The sequence below is a fragment of the Mycobacterium sp. NGS69 genome, from assembly GCF_059812165.1.
In genome coordinates this window covers 67,616-85,238 of the sequence record NZ_JCALCD010000008.1, presented here as the reverse complement: position 1 = coordinate 85,238, position 17,623 = coordinate 67,616, and the positions used below count along the sequence as shown (strand labels likewise).

Below are 17,623 nucleotides of genomic sequence, written 5' to 3'. Positions count from 1 at the left end.
CGCATGATACGCTTCGGCTAAACATTGTATGTCCCGCCCCGAGCCGAAACCCGCCGCGACGTATGGGGCTCTTCTGTGCTCACTGGTGTGCATCGGGAGAAGCAACCTCGACGACGACCATTCCTGATTGGGCAGGCGCCCAGCTAGGACGTATGCCCCTATCGGAGGAGCCCTTGCCGCGCAGCCTGGACCTCGTCGTCACCTCCGTGGCGAGGCAGCTGATGGAGGCCGCCGGAGCCACCGCGACTCGCGTCAGCGAAGTCGTGCTCGCGCAGCTCGGTGAGCAGTTCGGTCTGGACGGCATCTTCCTGCGTCACCACGACCACGACATCCATGCCTCGGTGTTGGTGGCGGAGTGGCCGCCGCGCACCGACGTTCCGGACCCGGACCCGATGGCCGTCGTCCACTTCACCAGCGCCGACCCGGTGCTCGCCGAGTGCGAGCACGGCAGGAAGCCGGTCGTGATCCCGCCGGAGCAGAACCGCCGCGCGTTCGGCCGCCGGCTGGGGAGAAACAAGCAGCCCATGTCCCCCTCGGTGGCCGCCGCGCCGCTGGTCTCGGGCGAGACGACCACCGGCGTGCTCGGCTTCGTCAAGAACGGCGCCCGGAAGTGGAAGCAAGAAGAGATCAACACGCTCGAGGCGGTCGCTTCGCTGTTCGCGCAGCTGCAGGCGCGCATCGCGGCCGAAGAAAAGCTGCGCTACCTGGCCGAGCACGACGATTTGACGGGCCTGTACAACCGACGGGCGCTGGTGGCGCACCTGTCCGAGCGGCTCGCGCCGGGAAGCCCCGGGCCCGTCGCCGTCCTGTACCTGGACCTGGACCGGCTCAAGCCGATCAACGACTACCTCGGCCACACCGCGGGCGACTGGTTCATCCGGGTTTTCGCGCAACGCATTCGGGTGTGTGCGGGCGGTCAAAGCATGATCGCCCGGCTGGGCGGCGACGAGTTCGTCGTCATCCCGGACCAGGCGATGTCGACGGGGACGGCGGAGTCGTTCGCCCGCCGGCTGGGGGCGATGCTGCGCGAGCGGCTGGCCATCGGCGGGCACATGATCACCCGCACCGTCAGCATCGGGCTGGCCGTGGGCATGCCGGGGCGCGACAACAGCACCGATCTGCTGCGCCGGGCCGACGAGGCCGTGTTGACCGCCAAGCGCGGGGGCGGCAATCAGGTGGCGCTGTCCACCGACGACATGTCGCTGAAAAGCGCCTTCCGCAACGACATCGAGTTGCATCTGCAGGGCGACATCGACAGCGAGGCGCTGCTGCTGCACTACCTGCCCGAGGTCGACTTGTGGACCGGCGCGATCGTGGCGGCGGAGGCGCTGGTCCGCTGGCGGCACCCGATCTGGGGGCTGCTGCTGCCGGACTCGTTCATCGGGGTGGCCGAATCGACCAACCTGGCAGGGGAACTGGGCCGGTGGGTAATGCGAAGCGCCTGCGCCGAATTCAGCCGTTGGCGCGCCAACGGCGTCGGGCAGAGCGCGGCCCTGCGCATCAACGTCTCGCCCATCCAATTGATCACGCGCGGCTTCGTGCGTAGCGTCGCCGACACCATCGACGAATTCGGCATCGACGCCGGATCGGTTTGCCTGGAGATCACCGAGCGGGCCGTGGTGCACGACATCGAAACCACCCGCAAGACTTTGGCCGAGCTCAAGGAGGTCGGCGTCCAGATCGCCATCGACGACTTCGGCACCGGCTATGCGGTGCTGTCGCACCTGAAGTCCCTGCCGGTGGACATGCTCAAGATCGACACCGGGTTCGTCCGCGACCTGGGCACCAACGCCGGCGACCTGGCCATCGTCCGGGCGATCATCGGGTTGGCCGAGGCGTTCGGCCTGCAACTGGTCGCCGAGGGAGTCGAGACACCCGCCGCCGCACTGACTTTGATGCAGCACGGATGCCACCGGGCGCAGGGCTTCCTGCTGTCCCGACCCGTCCCGGGCAACGCGATGGAAGCGCTGCTGGCCGCGCGCTGGATTTCGATGCCTTTCCTGGCCGATCGCGAGGCGTTGTCGTTGGGCGCAATCTGACAGCGGTGACGGTGTTTCGCTCGTTCAGAAGAAGCGCGTTGGTCGCTGCCGTGTGCGCCGCGGCCGTGCTGAGTGGATGTGGTGGTCATCGCAACCCTGGGCCGCTGTCCGCGATGATCAGTCCCGCCATACCGCCGGGCGTGGAGGAGATACCGAACCCACTGCGCGGTCAGTATGAGGAAATGCTGAATCCGCTTTTCCCACAGGGAAATCCCGCGCAGCAGCGGTATCCGGCGTGGCCGGCGTCATATGACGCCAGCTTGCGTGTCTCGTGGCGGCAACTGCAGCCGATCGATCCCGGCACGCTGCCGCCCGACGCCCCCGATGAGCGCAAGTTCGACTTCAGCGTCATCGACGACGCGCTGACGAAGCTCGCGAATCGCAACATGCGATTGATGCTTGGTGTGTACACCTACAAGTCTTGTTGCAACGACTCGTATCCCGACAACACCAATATCGCGATTCCCGACTGGATGCGCTCTGCGGCAACCAGTTATCCCGCGCCGCCAAATGGTTCCGCCCCAGCCGTCACGCAGTTGGTACCCAACTGGAACAGCCCCGACTACCTCAACGCCTTTGGGCAACTGCTTGCCGCACTCGGTCGCCGTTACGACAGCGATGAGCGACTCAGCGTGTTCGAGTTCTCCGGATACGGAGATTTCGGCGAGAACCAACTCGCCTATCCGCGTGACTCGCTGGGGTTGCCGGGTCCCGCACCGGACGACAGCGTCCCAAAGCTCGGCTATTACAGCCAGTTCCGCGATCAAGCCATCACCAAAGCATCCATCGGGCAGTTGGTCGCGGCGACCGTCGGCGCGTTCCATCACACGCGATTGGTGGTCACGCCACAAAATCCGGAGATCGTCCGCGAACTACTCGCCGACGACGTCACCAGAAAGCTGTCGGCGCCGGTCGGCCTCCGCTCGGATTGCCTCGGTGCGCAGTCCCCGCTGCCGGAATGGGCCGAATCCAACGCCTCTCACTACGTGCAGGCCGACGACGGGGTGGTGAGCGCGATCAAGCAACGGCTGACGTCGGCGCCCGTGATCACCGAATGGTGTCGGTCGCCGGCCGGAACCGACTCGCGGTCGTACTACGAGAAGGGCCTGCACGACATCATCAGGTATCACGTGTCGATGACGTCGAGCGCCGAGTTTCCTGACCGGGATTCGAGTTCGGTGATGGATCCGAAGTTGTTCGCGCTTTGGGCCCAGGCGAATGCCTCCGCCGGCTACCGGTACTCGGTGGAAGCGAAGCCCGGGTCGCAAAATATCCAGGGCCAGGTGGCATCGATTTCAGTGCTGTGGACCAACTACGGCTCGGCCGCGGCCACCGAGCATTGGGTGCCCGGCTACAAGCTGGTGGACTTCTCGGGAGCGGTGGTTCGGAGCCTGCCCGCCTCGGTCAGTCTGAATTCGCTGGTGCACGACGATTCAAGCCAATCACGCCAGGAGGCGGTGCCGGAATCGTCTACCGACACGGTGCACGTCGACGTGAGCGGGTTGGCGCCGGGGCACTACACACTGCGCGCGTCCGTGGATTGGCAACAGCACAAGCCCGGCGCCTCGCATGTGGTGAACTATGCGCCCATGGCGCTGGCCCGTGACGGGCGCGACGGCTCGGGGCTATATCCGGTTGCGACCCTTGATATCCCGAGCGACTCGGGTTCGGCCAAAGGTCAATGACGCAGCGCCGCCGCGCGGCTCACGGCCGCACCGTCGGTGCGCTGTGCGCCAAGGGACTTTCGAAGAGCTGTCGGCCGGCGGTGTCGGGACCGCTGTCCGGATTCGTCAGCCCTGGCCGGAAGCTGTTTCTAAGCCCGGACGGACGCCGCATGCGTGATACCGTCCTAGCTGAAATCGATCCGTGACCTGCCCGGGCCCGAATACATTCACCAGATAGCCAAGTCAGGCAACGGGCCCCGTATCGGAGGAGCCCGTGCCGCGCAGTCTGGACCTGGCCGTCGCCTCGCTTGGAACCCAGCTCATGGACGCTCCGGGATCCATTACGACGGGTTCTTCCCGAGCGCAACGTCAACAGTGGTGACGATGAGTTTTCCGCTCGGGAGAAGGACGCTGGCCACGGCCACGTGCGCGGCTCTGGTCCTGACCGGATGCGGTCGGCACAGCGACCCCGGACCCCTGGCGGCCATTGTGAGTCCCCCCATACCGGCATCCGTTCAGGAGATACCCAACCCGCTGCGGGGGCAGTACGAAGATCTGATGATGCCGCTGTTTCCGCAGGGCAACCCCGCGCAGCGCCGGTATCCGGCATGGCCGGGGTCATACGACGCCAGTTTGCGTGTCTCATGGCGACAGTTGCAGCCCACCGATCCCGGCACGCTGCCGCCCGACGCTCCCGATGACCGCAGGTTCGACTTCAGCGTCATCGACGACGCGCTGACCAAGCTCGCCGACCGAAACATGCGGCTGACGCTTCGCGTGTTCGCCTACAACTCCTGTTGCGACGCCAATTATCCAAACAACACGAACATCGCGATTCCCGACTGGATGCGTTCCGCGGCCACCAATTATCCCGGGCCTCCTCGATATTGGTGGAGACCGGGGGTGACGCAAGTCGTACCGAACTGGAATGACCCCAATTACCTTGACGCGTTCGCCCAGTTGCTCGCCGCCCTGGGCCGCCGCTACGACGGCGACGAGCGGCTCAGCGTGTTCGAGTTCTCCGGCTACGGAGACTTCAGCGAAAACCACGTCGCCTATTTGCGCGACAAGTTGGGCGCGCCGGGTCCGCCGCCCGATGACAGCGTCGCGGCGCTGGGCTATTACAGCCAGTTTCGCGATCAGAGCATCACCAAAGCCTCGATCGGGCGGCTGGTCGCCGCGAACGTAAATGCCTTCCCCCGTACACAATTGGTGACCACCACCCTGAACCCGGAGATTGTTCGCGAACTGCTCGCCGACGACGTCACGAAGAAGGTGTCCGCGCCGGTGGGCATCCGTTCGGATTGCCTCGGTGTGTTTGCGCCGTTGCCGACGTGGGCCGAGTCGGATGGCTCCCACTATGTGGTGTCCAAGGATCCGCTCGTCGGCCAAATCAAAGACCGGCTGGCCTCGGCGCTGGTGATCACCGAATGGTGCCAGCTGCCCCAGGGAACCGATCCGAGGTCGTACTACGAGAAGGGCCTGCGCGACGTCGTCAGGTATCACGTGTCGATGACGTCCAGTTTCAACTTCCCGGACGTCGATTCCAGGGCTCCGATGGATCCGGCGTTGTTTCTGCTGTGGGCGAAGGCCAACGTTGTCGCCGGCTATCGCTACTCGGTCGAGGCGCGACCGGGATCGCAATCGGTACGTGACGGACGGGCGATCATCTCGGTGGTCTGGACCAATTACGGCTCCGCCGCCGCAACTGAGCGGTGGGTCCCCGCCTACCGCCTCGTAGATTTCTCGGGAGCGGTGATCCGCACGCTGCCCGCGAAAGTGGGGTTGAAGGACCTAGTCCAGCCGCCGTCCGACGGTAGCTCCGCCAGCGAACCGGTCCCGTCGTCGTCCACGGAATCGCTCACCGTCGATCTGGCCGGCCTGCCACCGGGCCACTACACCCTGCGTGCGTCTGTCGATTGGCAACAGCACAAGCCGGCCGCATCGCACCCGGTTAACTACCCGCCCATGCAGTTGGCGCGTGACGGACGCGACGGCTCCGGGTGGTATCCGATCGCGACGCTCGACATACCGCGCGACGTACTGGCTTCCGGACCCACTCATGGGTAGCGGGCGCAGACGCGCCAGCAAACTTTTGGACGGCTCCGTTGGGAACGGATTTCGGCCGCTCGGACGAATGGATGATGATGCTGCATAATGATGCGATGGGTTTGCGCAGCGGGTGGGTGGGCAACCAAACGAATGCTACTGGCCTCTGGGCCTAAGAAAGGTTATCAAGTCGATGGATTTCCGTACCTTTGTCCGGATCCTGATGGCGCACTGGAAACTGGCCCTGGGCGCGCTGCTGATGTGCACGGTCGGCGCCGCGGCCCTGACGGCGATTCAGACCAAGCACTATCAGTCGTCGGCCACCGTACTCATCTCGTTTTCCGGCGCCACCGACCTGACCGAGCTGTACAACGGCACGCTGACCGCGCAAGAACGCCTCTCGTCATACGCGCAGATCGCCGGCGGGCGCACCGTGGCGGAGCGCGCGGTCAGTCAACTTCAGCTGCCGATCAGCCCCGATGCCCTGGTGAGCCAAACCCAGGTGAAATACACCGCGAAATCGATGCTGTTCACGATCACCGTCAAAGACACCGATCCGTCGCGTGCTGCGGCGCTGGCGGGGGCGATGGCCGACCAGTTCTCGGCGATGATCGCGACCCTGGGGGTCAATCCGGGGCCGAGCCCCGCGGGTCCGCCGGTAAACCCCGGCGGGCGGCCCGACGCCGGGGAGCCAACCCCGCCTCCCGGGCAGCCGGCTGAAGCGCCCGGGTCGCCACCACCGACCAAAGGTACGCCGGTGGCCAGGGCGAGGGTGGTCGAGCGGCCGCGCGTTCCGGAAGGCCCGGTTACCCCCTCGCCGGCCCGCAACATGGTGATGGGGTTTGTCGCCGGCATCCTCCTGGGCATCGCGGTGGCGCTGATCCGCGAAGCCACCGATCGCACGGTGCGCAGCCGCGAGAAGTTGGAACAGCTTTCGGGTTTGCCGACACTGGCGGAGCTACCGGCGAAGCGCGGCAGCCCGTCGAGGTTCGGCACCGACGTCACCTTCGACGACGCGGTGCGGGGCTTGGCCGCCCGGTTGCGCAGGGCGATGGGACCCGACGCCCGCCGGGTGCTGCTGGCGGCGCCGTTCGGCGGTGAAGGGACCACAACGACGGTGATGAACCTGTCCCGGGCGTTCGCCGAACTCGGCGAAGACGTCCTTCTCGTCGAGGGCGATACGCGCAGGCCCGTGATCGCAGGCCTGCTGAACGTGGAATCGGGGGAGGGCCTGGGCAACGCGCTGGCCAACCCCGAGATTGCCGCGCAAGCAGTGCGGCCGACGGCGATCCCGCGGCTGTTCCTGCTCGGGTCGCGGTCGGCGCGGCGCGAAGCGCTGCCCACCAGCGCGTATTTGCCGGAAGTGATCGACCACGTTCTGGTGGCCCTGTCGTCGCGATTCGACCGGTTGGTGGTCGACGGTCCGCCGGTGCTGGCGACGCCCGACACCGGCCTGCTTGCCGGCGCCGTTCAGGCCACCGTGTTGGTCGTGCGACGGGGGCGCACCACCGTCGATGAACTCCAGGATGCGCTGGGGGCTCTGCGGACGGCCGGCGCCGAGCTCGTCGGCACCGTACTGACCGACGCGCGACCGTCGCTGCACAGCAAGGCGGCGGTGAAGAACTACCGGGCAAAGGTGAGCGGTCCCTCGTGATCTTCTATCTGCCGGCTCGCCATCGCCTGGCAGTGGACGGATCTCTGCTGGCGGTATTCCTGTTGGGATGCTTCATCTTCGGCGTGCTCTCGGTCCGCAGAACCACCGAAGGCGTGCTGCTGATCGCCGCGTTGTTCTGCCTGGTCGTGTACTGGGTGAAACCGGAGGGGATGACGTGGGTCACGCTGTTCGGGGCGTTCGCGGCGCTGCCGGAAGGGTTGCACATCGGCAAGGTCTTCGGCCCGGTGGCGATCTACGCCTACCAAGTGGCCGCGGTCCTGGCGATCTGCTATCTGCTGCCCGTCGTCAGATTGCGGTTGTCCGACTGGTTGTTGCCGGGGATGTTCGTGTTGACGGTCCTGTATTACACCGCCGTCGGATTCGCGTCCGGGCATGACGCCACGATGGTCATGCGTGAGGCGACGACCTTGCTGGAAATGGTCGTGGGGTTCGTCCTGGCGTTGTTGGTCGTATACGGCCATTACCTCAAATGGATGATCCGCGTGATGGTGGTGATCCTATGGTTTTCGGCCGGCATGGCAATTGTGAGTTCCCTGCACGCGATCCGGCTGGCCGGCCGGGCGGAAAGCCTCGAGGAGGCCACGGGGGCGGGCCAGGCCCTGCGGATCGTTCTGTCCACCCAAACGCCCGCCACCGCCGCGTTGAGCGCATTGGTCGCGGCCGCGATCATCGGCCGCGTCAGGCCCGTGATGTATCTGGCATTGGGTCCGCCGGCCTTGGTTATCTCGCTGCTGTCCTTCGCCCGGAACACGCTGATCGCCGTGGCCATGGCCGCCGTTGTCGCGTTTATCTTCAGTTTCGGGTGGCCGGCACTGCGGCGGACAGCCATGGTTGTCGTGATCAGTGCGGTCGTCTTTGCGCTGACGGTGCCCGGCTCCCTGTTTCTGCTGCAGCATTCGCATGCGGGGGCGTGGTTGAGCGACCAGTTCACCGCGTTCAATCAGCGGGTGTTCGGCGGCGTTTCGGCGAGTGCGCTCGCCACCGACGAGTCGACGCTGGACAGGCTCCGGGAAGCGGCGCGACTCAACAGCGCGATCGGGCAGGCGCCGGTGTTCGGTCATGGTCTGGGCTACGCATATCAGCTGCCGTCCGGAAACGACCCGAACGCTTTCGCATGGCGGCTGGGCCCCACTTACTCTCACCTCTTCTATCAGTGGTGGTTGGCCAAAGCCGGGGCAGTCGGCATGGCGGCGTTCGCGTGGTTCGCGCTGACGCCGGTCGTTCGTGCGCTGCGCTGCGCGTCGGTTCCGGCGAAGATCAGCGCGGCCGTCAGCGCCGGTCTCCTGGCGATAACCGCCATCTGGCCGTTGCCGGAGATGCCCATGGACGCGCTGGCGCTGGGCCTGGCACTGGGATCGGCGATGGGGTTCGCCGGCCTGCCGCGGCGCGCGGCTCAGGACGCGGGCAACGACGGTGTCGAGCCCGCGCCGGTGGCTGCGCCTAACTCAAAGCCCAACTCGAACTGAGCTTTAGCAATGATCACGGTCATTCACGTGGGACCCGACATGTACAGCTTCGGCGGAACGCAGTCCGTGATCCGCGTGCTACGTGACAACAACCTCGGCGCCGACGACCTCCGTGTCCTTTCGACGTGGAACGGACGGCGCCACGCGAAGAATCTGTTTCTCACGGTGCGCGCGGGCATCATGCTGGCGAGCGCACCACGCGCCAGTGTCGTGCATTTCCATATGGCCAACGGCGGAGCGTGGCTGCGCGAAGGGCCGCTGATCCGGCTGGCGAGGGCTTGCGGTTTCCGGGTGATCGTCACCATCCACGGTTCCGACTTCCCCGAGTTCGCCCGCTCGCATCCCCGCTTCGTCGGGGCCGCCCTGAAGGGGGCGCACCACCTGATCGTGTTGTCGGAGGAAGCGCGTGCCGCCGCGGCGGGCGTCGCGCCCCTGGTGCCGATCTCGGTGGTGGCGAATCCGATCGTCATCGACCGAAACTCCCCACGGGCCAGTTCGACCCCGCCCGTGGCGCTCTTTGCGGGCACCATCGGCCACCGTAAGGGTGTGGACACGCTTGTCGCGGCCTGGCGGCTACTTCTTGCCGAGGGCATCGAGGGGCACTGCCGGATCGTCGGTGTCGTCGACGACTACGTCCCGCCGCCCGTCGAGCGCCTGACCGTGGAAGGCCCGGTACACCCCGATGCGGTCCGTGACCTCATCCGGTCGGTTCGGGTGATCACCCTTCCCTCGGTCTCCGAGGCTATGCCGATGATCCTGACGGAGGCCCTCGCCAGCGCGCGACCGTTTGTGTCCACGCCCGTGGGCGGCATACCGGAGATCGCGTCGGACCCCAAAATGCTCGTGCCCGTCGGTGACGCGCCCGCGTTGGCGGCGGCAATCGGCCGGTATCTGCGCGATCCGGACCTGGCCGAGCGTGACGGGCTGCGGGGCCAGGCGCACGTCGCTGCGACGCGCAGCCCGGAAGTCATCGGCGCGAAGCTTCGCCGCATCTACGAAGGGTGCGCCGTTGAAACTGGTTGAGCTTGAGGGCCCGAAGCTGAAGGTGAGCGCGGTTGGCTTCGGCTGCGGCGGTTTGATGCAGTCGCCGTCCCGCAGAGAGCGCATGGCCGTGCTGGGCGCCGCGGTGGACAACGGGATCACCCATTTCGACACCGCGCGCATGTACGGCCTCGGGATGGGGGAGGCCGAGCTCGGGGCGTTCCTGCGCACCGTCGATCGCGAGGCCGTGACCGTCGCCACCAAGTTCGGCATCGATGTCGGCGGCCTGGCCCGGCGCCTCGGCCGGTTTCAGGCGCCGGCGCGGGCACTGCTGCGAAAGGCTCCGGCGCTGCGGCGCGCCGTCAAACGGCAGCAGGCGTCCGACGAGCCCTCCCGGGTCTACGACGCGGCGGTCGCGGCTCGCAGCCTCGACGAAAGTCTTGCGGCGCTGGGCGTCGACTACGTCGACTTCCTCTTCGTCCATGGCCCCAGGCCGCACGACACCGTAGCGAGCGGCGAACTCTGCCAGTTCTTCGAACGCGCCCGCGAGCAGGGCAAGATTCGTGCGTGGGGCGTCTCCCAGGACGAGGGCCTCGAGATGGACTACGCCCGCCAATTTGCGCCCGAGGGCGTCAGTCAGGTCCGCGGCGACCTGCTCAATCCGCCGCCGCGGTCCGCGGATCTCGTGTTTGGCGTGCTGAACGCGTCGTACACCACCCTGTCGGGGGCGCTACGGGCCGACGCGGCGCTGGCGCGACGCTGGCGCGAAGCGCTCCAGCTTGATCCACTGGCCGCCGGTGCGCTACCGAAGCTGATCCTCGGATCATCCGCTGCGGCAACGGGTTGCCGCGCGCTGCTGTACAGCACCAGCAGGCCGCACCGGGTCGCCGCCGCCGCGAGCGCCGTCTCGTCGCCGCCGGACGCCGAGACCCTGACGCGGTTCCTCGCGCTCGTTGCCGAATTCCGGGCGGGCGGTGCCGGGTGATCCGCAGCACGGAACAATTCGCCGCGGGCATGACGATCGAGACCGACGTGGTCGTCGTCGGGGCCGGCGCGATCGGCATCGCGACCGCACTGGAACTCGCGCGATCGGGAATGCAGGTGGCGCTGATCGAAAGCGGTCTCGAGCGTAAGGACCAAGCGGCACAAGACTTGTCGACCCTCGGCGAGCGGCAGGACGACTATTTCCACTCCAGCGGTGACCTGATGATTCGCCGGCAGGTGGGGGGAACGACGGCGCTATGGGGCGGCCGCTGCGTCAACTTCGATCCCATCGATTTCGAGGACCGCCCGCTCACCGCGCAGGCACCCTGGCCGATCGGGTACCAGGACATCGAGCCGTACCTGCAAAGGGCCTGCGACTGGGCCGCGTGCGGGCAAGCGGTGTTCAACGCGCGCGATATCCCGAAGATCGCGGACAACGACCTGGTCGCCGGGCTTCCCGACGGCCGGGTGCGCACCACCGATCTCGAACGCTGGGCATTGCCCACGCGTTTCGGGCGCGAGTACCGGGCCGCATTGCGCGACGCCTCGTCCCTCGCCTTGTGGACCGGCCTGACGTGCACCGAAATCGTCACCGCGGAGTCCGGCGACTCGGTCGACCACCTCGTGGTCAAGACACTCGACGGCCGCCAGGGCAGGGTGGTGGCTGCGGAGTACGTCATCGCGACCGGCGGTTTGGAGGCGACCCGTTTGCTGCTCGCGTCGGATCGCCATCATCCGGGCGGGCTGGGAAATGCGGGCGGTCACCTCGGGCGCTGGTACATGTCGCACGTCGAGGGCCGAGTCGCGCGCGTGCAGTTCACCACCGACGAGGTCATCTACGGCTACGAGCGCGACGACGAGGGAGTGTACGTCCGCCGCCGCTTCACCCTCGAGCCCCGCCTGCAGCGCGAAGCCGGAATGCTCAATGCCGCCGTCTGGCTGGTGAACCCGCCGATCAGCGACCCCGGCCACGGAAGCGGGATCCTGTCGGGCGTCTACCTCACCCTGATCTCCCCGGTCGGCCGGTTCCTGCTCGCCGAGGCGATTCGCGCCAAACACACCCACACCGATGGCGCGCCGCAGATCCGCGCCCACCTGCGCAACATCGCGCGAGACCTGTTCGGTTCGATCCGGTTCGCGCTCACGTTCTCCTATGCCCGGTTCATCCGCAGGGGCCGCAAGGCGCCCGGCTTCTTCGTCAAGAGCGCCGACAATCGGTATCTGTTGCATTACCACGGCGAGCACCTCCCGCACTGGGAGAGTCGCGTCGAGTTGGCCGACGACCGCGACGCCCTGGGCATGCGGAGGCTCCGCACCCACATCCACTTCTCGGACGCCGACTACCGGAGCGTGCGCAGCGCCATCGCGGCAATCGACGAACACCTTCGCCGCCACGGTGTCGGGCACGTGGAGTGGCTGTCCGACGATGCCGAGGGTCTGGTGCGCGAGTTTCTGGCCGGTCACGCCGGCTACCACCAAGCCGGAACGACCCGGATGTCCAAGACTCCCGAGGGTGGCGTCGTGGACGCGAACCTTGAGGTCCACGGCGTGCGTGGGCTGTACGTCGCGAGCACATCGGTGCTTCCCACATCCAGCCAGGCCAACCCGACACTGCTCGGGATCGCGTTGGGTGTTCGGCTCGCCGAGCGTCTTACCAGGGCCCGAACCGCCTGCGAGCCTTCGGATTTCAGGACCGCCTGAGCGGGTCAGCGTCGGGCGGCCAGCACCTCTTCGATGACCTCCAGGAATCGCTGTGCCACGATGTCGACGTCGCAGTGCGAGGCGTAGTGGCGTGCCGCCTCGGCTCCGCGTTTCGCCGCGACGACCGGATCGGCCAGCATGTCGAAGGCGGCGGCGAGCCCGGCGGCGTCGTCCACACCGACGGGGGGGCAACCCGGCGGTTGGTACTCGGGCAGACCACCGGCGGTGGACACGATGGGCATGACGCCCAGCTGCATCGACAGCACCTGCACGCCGCTCTGGGAAGCCCGCCGGTAATGCGCGATCGAACCTTTCGCGGCGGCCATCGTGGGGATGACGTCGGCGTAGCGATAGCTGCCGTTGCGCCAGTGGGCGTGTTTGGGCAGGGCACCGGCCTCCAGCGTTCCTCCGCCGATGAGCACCAGGTTGTCGCCGCGCCAGCCGCCGCCCGTGACGTGTCGCCGCCACGCCTCGAACACGACGTCGACGTTCTTGTAGGGGTTGAGCCGGCCGAACATGACGAAGTCGCGGCGCCCGTCTGACCCCACGAACGGGGGAACCCGGACCGGGTCGATGTCGCTGGCGAGCGGCACCACATGCACGGGCGTGCCCGCGACGTCGCGGCGCCCCACGACCGCCGCCGCGACGTAGTTGCAGTAGGTGATGGTGGCGGCCGAGCGGGCGCCCCAGCGGTCGAATACCGCGCGTTCGTAGGAGGGGACCTCTTCGCCGGGATCGTGCGGACGATCGTCGTGCACCACCTGGATCCGGGGTACCCGACCGGCCAGCGCGATCCAGCGCGGATCGCGGACGATCTCGGCGATCACGACGTCGGGCCGGTACCGGCGGATGCGGCGCCAGGCCTTGAGAGTCGGCACCCAGGTGGCGGCCGTCTTGAACCGCGGATCGAGCACCAACTCGTACTCGCGGGCGGCGTCCGACTCGGGGTGCCGGTCCGAGGTCACCAGCAGCACGTCGGCCCCGCGCCGCAGCAGCGCCTCGGACTGCACGCGCACCGCCGGCCGCGTCCACGGTGAAAGCCACAGCACCCGAGGCGAATTCACGGCTGCCCGTCGGCCTGCAGGAAGGTGTCGGCGTCGGTCCACATTCGTGTTTCCAATGCGCGCCGCGGTAGTCCCTGCAGTAGGTTCGTCACCCGCGGGGAAGCCAGTAGCCGCCAGGCCAGCGGGTTGATCTTTGCCCGCGTCCAGACGTGCAGGCCCATGCCGCCGAGGAACCACCACCGGGTCTTGGAGGTATGGAACTGCATGCCGAAGCGCTCGCCGATCAGTTCCAGCGTCCTTCTCTGGTAGAAGGTGATGTGCTGCCCGGTGGCGAAGGCGTAGTACATCCATTCGTCCGGAGGCGGGGGCGCGCCGTCGAAGAGTTCGGTGGTGAAGATGATCGTGTCGGTGCCGGTGCTGTCCAGGAGCTCGGCCACAAAACCGGTGGGGTCGGTGAGATGCTCCATCACCTCGAAGGCGGTCACCGCCGTGTACGGCGGTCCGGGACCGTTGCTCGCCTCGAAGCCCTGCGCGGTGAGATTGGGGGAGTACTTGTCGTTCCAGTAGTAGTCGAAGCCGATGTCGCGCATCAGCCGGGTGAAAACGCCGTAGCCCCCGGCCGCATCGAGAAACCGGCCACGGTAATCGAACAAGAAGTACAGCAGCACCGATATCGCCCGCGTCAGGTAGAGGTTTCGCCACAGCATGGTGGTGTCGGCTGCCGCCACCGGACTCGCATACGCTTCGTCGAGCCAGTGCGGTTCTTCCGTCTGCAAGCCGCCGCAGTCATCGCAGAAGTAGTACGTGCAGTCGTATTTGTTGAGCACCTTGCGCGTGAACACCGGGCGCGTGCTGGAATTGCAGATGCGGCACAGCACGACATCAAACCTTCCTGAGCATCTTCCGCAACGCCAGCAAACGGGAAGAAGGACAGGTAAAACCTACGGCAAATTCAGCGCGATGGGCAAGGGAACCCGCCCGCAAATCGCCGCTGACGCCGCTTCGCGCTCGCAGCGCCGATGGGTTGCGCACCTTGGCTATTCGATGCCAGGCACGGGAATTCGCAGGGTTTGCAACGACTTCGCCGATTGCACTCCGCCGACCGTCGCGCACGAATGCGCCGGCGTCGGCGTGGTAGCTTGGGTTTCCATTCGATGTTTGCTCGAGAGATACCCCGGATGACCGCCTAATGGCTAACAGCGCGACACCGCCGCTCGGAAAGAGGTTCACGCAGAAGGTCCGGCGCCTCGCCGGCATCGAAACGCGGGACCAGCTCAAGGATCTGATCCTTTTCGATCAGTCCCAGGCACTGAAGGCGAACCACCCCAACCCACTGAATCGTGCCGGGAAGCGCTGTTTCTCCGGAACTGATCAGGACGGCATCACGCTGGAGATCCTGCGCCGGATCGGACTTCTCGAGGACGGGGTGTTCGCCGAATTCGGGGTTGGCGACGGGACGGAGAACAACACGCTGATCCTTGCCGCACTGGGCTGGCGGGGATTCTGGGTGGGCGGCCAGGACCTCGCTGTCAGCTACACCGATGGACCCCGCTTCACCTATGAGAAGGCGTGGATCACCGCGGAGAACATCCTGGCGCTGAGCCGGTCGTGCCTGCAGCGAATCGATGCCGCTCAGGTCGACGTGGTCTCCCTCGACCTGGACGGCAACGACATCTATCTCGTCGAGAAGCTCGTCGCGGACGGTATCCGCCCGAAGCTGTTCATCGTCGAATACAACGGCAAGTTTCCGCCGCCGGTGAAGTTTCAGATCGCCTACGATCCCGACCACGTCTGGCAGTCCGACGACTACTTCGGCGCGTCGCTGAGCAGTTTCGCCGAGCTGTTCGACCGCTTCGACTACCGGCTGGTGTGTTGCAACTCCCACTCGGGTTCGGACGCCTTCTTCATCGACGCCGCGTTGTCCGAGCATTTCGCGGACGTGCCGACCGACATCAACGAGATCTACTCCGAGCCACGCTACTTCCTCTACAGCGGGTTCGGGCAGCACAAGACGTCGCCGCGCACGGTGGCCAAGATTTTGGGGCAGGGCGGCGACAGCCCCTAGCGTTCGGCGAATGTCAAAGCGGTTGACCATGATTCACAGCACAGCGTCGATCGCGTCCAGGTAGGCATCCGCCATCGCCTCGACCGTGTAGTGCTTGTGCATGCGCTCGAAGCCGCGTCGTCCCACCGACGGCAGCGCTTCGGGGTCGGCCAGGATTCGGGCCAGGCTTTCGCGCCACCCGGATACCGACACGGGGTCGACGAGGAATCCCGCTTTTCCGAAGTCCAGCATTTCCGGGACCGCGCAAATGGCCGATGCGGCAACCGGCACGGAGCGCGCCATCGCCTCGAGGATCACCAACGGGAAGGCCTCGGAGCGGCTCGGAACGCACAGCAAGTCCGCATCGGCAAGGGCGGTGCCCGGGCCGTCAACCCAACCCCGCCAGCGCACCCGATCCAGCAGCCCCGCAGGGGTGCGGGCCTCCAGCCTCTCCCGGTCGGGACCGTCGCCGAAAATCGAGAGTTGCCAATCGAACTCGGTGAGGCCGCCGAGGGCTTCGATCAGCACGTGCGGGTTCTTGTGCTCGACGATGCGCGAGAGCATCACCAGGTGCAGCGGCTCACCGGCGGTCCGGATCCGCGGGCCGGGGTCATCGATCGGGGTGACCCCGTTGGGTGCGATGAATCGCCGCCCCCACAGTCGGTGCGTGGCGACCAGCATGTCCCAATGCCGTTGCGCCAGCACGATGAAACCGTCAGCGCGGCGCATCGCGGCGGTCAGTGGCCGCGAGTATATGGGCCGGTCCTCTTCGGGCGGGACGTGCGGAGCCACCAGCCAGCGGCGTTCGCGACCGACGGCGCGCCACAAAGTGGCAAACCCCGCTTCGGTGTTGGTGTCGGCGGTGATCAACACCGCGGGACCCGCGGGGATGTCGACGACCGGCGCCCACCAGGGCTGGCGGATCACGCGGACGTTCGGCGGAATCTCGCAGATCAAGGGGCCGAACCGTTGCACGCAGACGATGGTCACCGGATACCCGCGGCGGTCCAATTCGGTTGCCAGCAACGCCTTTTGCCGCTCCGCACCGCCATAGACCAGGCGGTTGGTGGTGATCACGATCGCCGGGACGCCTCGGCGCCGGCGGGTGCCGGCCGTTTTGCGCGCGTGGCGTTTGGAGGGCTGCAAACGCTCCAGGAGCGCAGCGCCGGCCAGGTAGGCATCCGCGTGGTGCACGCTGTTTTGATGTTCCAGTAAGAGCGCGCCATTGGCGCGCGCCAAATCCTCGTCGCGACGGTGTTCGACGCCGCCGTCGGCTACCGGGGCGCCGCGCTCGACGCCGAGCTCGTCGGCCAACAGAATGCGCCACCCCGCCGCGCGGGCCCGGGCCTGCCAGTCGGCCGCCGCGACGGAGCCGAAGAACTCTTCGTCGAAGCCGCCGACGGCGCTCCAGGCGGCGCGGTTGATCGCCAGGCAGCAGCCGCTCACATCGCCGTCGATGCTTTGTGATTCGTCCGGCTGACGGGAATAGAGGTCCGAGAGGGGCGTGCCGCGTAGCGAATTGGAGTAGCCCGCGGCCTCGACCAGTTCCCGGACCAGCGTGCGACGGCGCGTCGCGACGTCCCACGGCTTCCGACCGGATGTCGCGCCGGCGCCTGCCATCGGCGAAACCGCCGCCACCCCGGGCTGTCGAAGCAACGCCCGGGTGCGGGTCAGGGATCCCAGAACGCGGGCATCGGCGTTGAGCAACAATAGATCGGCGTCGCTTCCCACGTGCTCGACAAGCGTATTGACGGCGGCGGCGAAGCCGACGTTCACCGGTCCCGGCACCCAGTGCACCCCCGGGTACCGGGTGGCCAAGTCCGTGCGGCCGGGATAGCCCTCGTAGACATAGACCGGCAGCTCGGGCAGGTGCTCGGCGACGCCGGCCAGGCACGCGTCGAGCAGCTCGTCGCTCTTGCCCTTCACGATCAGCACGGCAAGCGTCCGCCCGGATGGCGGGGCGGCGGCGCCGCCGACCGGGCGCTTTAGATAGGCCCGGTCCAATTCGCGCCTCAT

The 17,623-nt window shown here is 66.9% G+C and carries 12 protein-coding genes; 9 read left to right on the top strand and 3 right to left on the bottom strand.

Annotated elements, in window-relative coordinates; all coding sequences use genetic code 11:
• Positions 1-173: 173 nt before the first annotated feature.
• The 8 genes from AC5Y2S_RS23015 (at position 174) to AC5Y2S_RS22980 (ending at position 12,559) form a co-directional block, all read left to right on the top strand.
• A complete protein-coding gene (locus AC5Y2S_RS23015; RefSeq protein WP_499958721.1) occupies positions 174-2,039 on the top strand; it encodes a putative bifunctional diguanylate cyclase/phosphodiesterase in 1,866 nt (621 codons plus the stop codon).
• Positions 2,040-2,089: 50 nt separating this feature from the next.
• Complete coding sequence (locus AC5Y2S_RS23010) at positions 2,090-3,724, top strand: hypothetical protein (protein ID WP_499958720.1); 1,635 nt, start codon at positions 2,090-2,092, stop codon at positions 3,722-3,724.
• 363 nt (positions 3,725-4,087) lie between these two features.
• On the top strand, positions 4,088-5,773 hold the full coding sequence (locus AC5Y2S_RS23005) for a hypothetical protein (protein WP_499958613.1): 1,686 nt from the start codon (positions 4,088-4,090) through the stop codon (positions 5,771-5,773).
• A gap of 172 nt (positions 5,774-5,945) precedes the next feature.
• On the top strand, positions 5,946-7,406 hold the full coding sequence (locus tag AC5Y2S_RS23000) for a Wzz/FepE/Etk N-terminal domain-containing protein (protein WP_499958612.1): 1,461 nt from the start codon (positions 5,946-5,948) through the stop codon (positions 7,404-7,406).
• On the top strand, positions 7,403-8,893 hold the full coding sequence (locus tag AC5Y2S_RS22995; protein ID WP_499958610.1) for an O-antigen ligase family protein: 1,491 nt from the start codon (positions 7,403-7,405) through the stop codon (positions 8,891-8,893). The genes AC5Y2S_RS23000 and AC5Y2S_RS22995 overlap by 4 nt, the downstream gene beginning before the upstream one ends.
• A 9-nt stretch (positions 8,894-8,902) precedes the next feature.
• On the top strand, positions 8,903-9,916 hold the full coding sequence (locus AC5Y2S_RS22990; RefSeq protein WP_499958609.1) for a glycosyltransferase family 4 protein: 1,014 nt from the start codon (positions 8,903-8,905) through the stop codon (positions 9,914-9,916).
• Between the two features lie 16 nt (positions 9,917-9,932).
• Positions 9,933-10,859, top strand: a complete 927-nt coding sequence (locus tag AC5Y2S_RS22985; protein ID WP_499958719.1) for an aldo/keto reductase — start codon at positions 9,933-9,935, stop codon at positions 10,857-10,859.
• A gap of 29 nt (positions 10,860-10,888) precedes the next feature.
• On the top strand, positions 10,889-12,559 hold the full coding sequence (locus AC5Y2S_RS22980; RefSeq protein WP_499958718.1) for a GMC oxidoreductase: 1,671 nt from the start codon (positions 10,889-10,891) through the stop codon (positions 12,557-12,559).
• Positions 12,560-12,564: 5 nt separating this feature from the next.
• Here AC5Y2S_RS22980 and AC5Y2S_RS22975 read toward each other — a convergent pair whose 3' ends face one another.
• The gene (locus AC5Y2S_RS22975; protein ID WP_499958716.1) at positions 12,565-13,608 is read right to left on the bottom strand and encodes a glycosyltransferase family 4 protein; all 1,044 of its coding nucleotides are present in this window, start codon (positions 13,606-13,608) and stop codon (positions 12,565-12,567) included.
• Between the two features lie 11 nt (positions 13,609-13,619).
• Complete coding sequence (locus tag AC5Y2S_RS22970; RefSeq protein WP_499958608.1) at positions 13,620-14,441, bottom strand: class I SAM-dependent methyltransferase; 822 nt, start codon at positions 14,439-14,441, stop codon at positions 13,620-13,622.
• A gap of 311 nt (positions 14,442-14,752) precedes the next feature.
• Between AC5Y2S_RS22970 and AC5Y2S_RS22965 the strand changes: the two genes are divergently transcribed.
• Complete coding sequence (locus AC5Y2S_RS22965) at positions 14,753-15,628, top strand: hypothetical protein (protein WP_499958607.1); 876 nt, start codon at positions 14,753-14,755, stop codon at positions 15,626-15,628.
• Positions 15,629-15,661: 33 nt separating this feature from the next.
• On the opposite strand, the gene AC5Y2S_RS22960 is transcribed toward AC5Y2S_RS22965, so the two are convergent.
• Positions 15,662-17,623, bottom strand: coding sequence for a glycosyltransferase (locus tag AC5Y2S_RS22960; protein ID WP_499958605.1), 1,962 nt, complete (start codon positions 17,621-17,623; stop codon positions 15,662-15,664).

What these genes read in the sequence shown, in the direction of transcription:
- AC5Y2S_RS23000 (WP_499958612.1), top strand. Translation starts at nt 5,946, where the DNA reads ATGGATTTCCGTACCTTTGTCCGGATCCTGATGGCGCACTGGAAACTG.
- AC5Y2S_RS22965 (WP_499958607.1), top strand. Translation starts at nt 14,753, where the DNA reads ATGGCTAACAGCGCGACACCGCCGCTCGGAAAGAGGTTCACGCAGAAG.
- AC5Y2S_RS22960 (WP_499958605.1), bottom strand. Translation starts at nt 17,623, where the DNA reads ATGAGGCGCGAATTGGACCGGGCCTATCTAAAGCGCCCGGTCGGCGGC.
- AC5Y2S_RS23005 (WP_499958613.1), top strand. Translation starts at nt 4,088, where the DNA reads ATGAGTTTTCCGCTCGGGAGAAGGACGCTGGCCACGGCCACGTGCGCG.
- AC5Y2S_RS22980 (WP_499958718.1), top strand. Translation starts at nt 10,889, where the DNA reads ATGACGATCGAGACCGACGTGGTCGTCGTCGGGGCCGGCGCGATCGGC.
- AC5Y2S_RS22990 (WP_499958609.1), top strand. Translation starts at nt 8,903, where the DNA reads ATGATCACGGTCATTCACGTGGGACCCGACATGTACAGCTTCGGCGGA.